The 2636-nt window shown below is 62.9% G+C and carries 2 protein-coding genes; both read left to right on the forward strand.

Going from position 1 to position 2636, the window contains the following annotated elements; genetic code table 11:
- Positions 1-175 precede the first annotated feature (175 nt).
- Positions 176-1729, forward strand: coding sequence for an IS21 family transposase (istA, locus tag HK439_RS26175; protein WP_190294428.1), 1554 nt, complete (start codon positions 176-178; stop codon positions 1727-1729).
- A gap of 24 nt (positions 1730-1753) precedes the next feature.
- Entirely contained in the window at positions 1754-2536 is a 783-nt protein-coding gene (istB, locus tag HK439_RS26180) for an IS21-like element helper ATPase IstB (RefSeq protein WP_190294429.1), read from the forward strand.
- Positions 2537-2636 lie beyond the last annotated feature (100 nt).

The raw sequence follows: 2636 nt of genomic DNA on the forward strand, positions 1-2636 counted from the left end.
TGCGGGTTTCGGTAATCCCCGGACACAGATTTCAGTAATTCCCGGACACGCGTTTCGGTAATTCCCGGACAGGGATTTCGCTAAATCCCGGACAGTTCCGGGCCCCCGGACACGGTTGGTCATCGCCTGCGCCGTCACGGCATTCTGCCGGTCTTGAACGAGATCGGGAGGGGATATGCCACGACGGAAGCAACCGAGGCGCATGACTGTGCAAGATATACGAACGATATTGCGGCTGACGCATGAACAGGGCCTTTCGGTGCGCGAGGTTGGCCTGCGCCTGAAGCTCAGCAAGACGACCGTGGCGACCTATCTGTTTCGAGCGCGGGAGGCAGGTCTGAACTGCTGGCCGTTGCCCGCCGGTCGAGATGACGATGCCACCCTGAAGGAGGCGCTGTTTCAACGTGTCGGCCGCCCGCCCCAGGATCTGACCGAACCCGACTGGCCGAAGATGGCGGCGGAGATGAAGCGCAAGGGCGTAACGCTGGTGCTGCTCTGGGAGGAATACCGGGCGGCGCATCCCGATGGCTATGGCTACACCTGGTTCTGCGAGCGCTACCGCGAGTTCGAGAACCGCATCAGCCCCCGGTATCGCAACCGGCATGAGGCCGGCGCGGTGATGCAAACGGACTATGCCGGTCATACCATCCCGGTAATCGACCCGGGCACAGGTGCTGAGCATCGCGCCCAAATCTTCGTCGCCGTGCTGGGCGCCTCGAACTACACCTTCGCCTGGGCGAGCCTCAGCCAGAAGCTGCCCGACTGGATCGAAGCGCAGGTCCGGGCGCTGAAGTTCTTCGGCGGGGTGCCCAAAGCGATCGTATGCGACAATCTCAAGGCCGCCGTGGCCAAGCCGCTCTGGTTCGAGCCGTCGCTGACCAAGACCTTCTCCGACATGGCCACGCATTACGACACGACGGTGCTGCCCGCACGGCCGCGTAAGCCGCGCGACAAGGGCAAGGTGGAAGGCGCCGTGCTGATCGTGGAGCGCTGGATTCTGGCCCGCCTGCGCAACCGGCAGTTCTTTTCCATCGAGGCGCTGAACGTCGCCATCGAGGACCTGCTCGATGATCTGAATGCACGAACCATGCGTCGGGTCGGGCGCTCGCGGCGTGAACTGTTCGAAGAGATCGAATGCCCCGCCCTCAGCCCGTTGCCCGACACGCCCTTTGAGTACGCCGAATGGAAGCGCGCCAAGGTGCATCCCGACTATCACATCGAGGTGCTTCATGGCTTCTATTCCGTGCCCCACCGCCTGATCGGCCGGCACGTCGATGTGCGCCTGACGCACCGTATGATCGAGATCTTCCATAACCATGAACGGGTTGCGGTGCATCATCGCCGCGGTCAGCGCGGCGGGCATACCACCATCAAGGAACACATGCCCAAGGCCCACCAGCGCCATGGTGGCATGACGCCCGAGAGCCTGATCGGGCGGGCCGCCCGCACCGGATATCATGCCGCCGCGCTCGTCGAGCGCCTGATGCGCGACAGGCCACACCCCGAACAGGGATATCGCTCTGCCCTCGGCGTGCTCGGCCTGCAGCGGCAGTTCGGCGCGGACAGGTTGGAAGCCGCCTGCGAACGCGCCCTGACGGTCGGCACGGTCAACTATGCCTCGGTTCGCTCCATCCTGATCACCGGTCTGGACCGGGCGCCCAGCCCGCCGGACCAGATTACCGCCACCCCGGTCCACGACAATATCCGTGGTCCCGGCTACTACCAGTAACCCTCAGCACAAAAGGACCATTAAATGCTGACACACCCCACACTCGATCAGATGGCCGCGCTTGGCCTCTCAGGCATGGTCGATGCCTGGAAAACCTTGGCCGAACAGGACCCCGATCAGGCGCTCGACCGCAATGAATGGCTCGGCCTCATGCTGGACCGCGAAGCCACTGCCCGGGCCGACAAGCGCTTCGCCAACAGGCTCCGCAACGCGAAGATGCGCTTTCCCAACGCCTGCATCGAAGATGTCGATTTCGCCGCCAGCCGGGGCCTCGACCGGCGTCAGATCCTCGCGTTCGCCCAGGGCGATTGGATCAAGGCCAAGGAACAGATCATCCTCACCGGCCAGACCGGCACAGGCAAGACATGGCTGGCCTGCGCCTTCGGCCACCAAGCCGCTCGGCTCGACTATTCCGTCCTCTATGTCCGCATGCCGCGGCTCTTCGAGGACATGGCCATGGCACGCCTCGATGGGCGCTTCCCCCGTCTCGTCGACAAACTGGCACGCGTCCAGCTGCTGGTGCTCGACGACTGGGGCACGCATGGGCTGACCGACCAACAGAGGCTCGATCTGCTCGAGCTCTTCGAGGAGCGATATCAGCGGCGCTCCACTATCATCACCGCCCAGCTCCCCGTCTCGGGCTGGCATGACATGATCGGTGAACCCACAATCGCCGACGCCATCCTCGACCGGATCGTTCACAATGCTCACCGCATCGACCTCAAAGGGGACAGCATGCGAAGAAAGGATCGAAACGCAAACTTGACCTCCGCCGAAAACACCGAAACGATGCAAACTGAAACATGATCGCAGGCAGATGGTCAGCCGTGCCCGAACTGTCCGGGAATTACTGAAACGGTTGTCCGGGATTTAGCGTAATCGCTGTCCGGTATTTCTGAAATCCGCA

Source organism: Roseibium aggregatum (genome assembly GCF_014692675.1).
Taxonomy (GTDB): Bacteria; Pseudomonadota; Alphaproteobacteria; order Rhizobiales; family Stappiaceae; genus Roseibium; species Roseibium aggregatum_C.

Excerpts from the sequence above, each read along its gene's own strand:
- istA (WP_190294428.1), top strand. The coding sequence starts at position 176 with ATGCCACGACGGAAGCAACCGAGGCGCATGACTGTGCAAGATATACGA.
- istB (WP_190294429.1), top strand. The coding sequence starts at position 1,754 with ATGCTGACACACCCCACACTCGATCAGATGGCCGCGCTTGGCCTCTCA.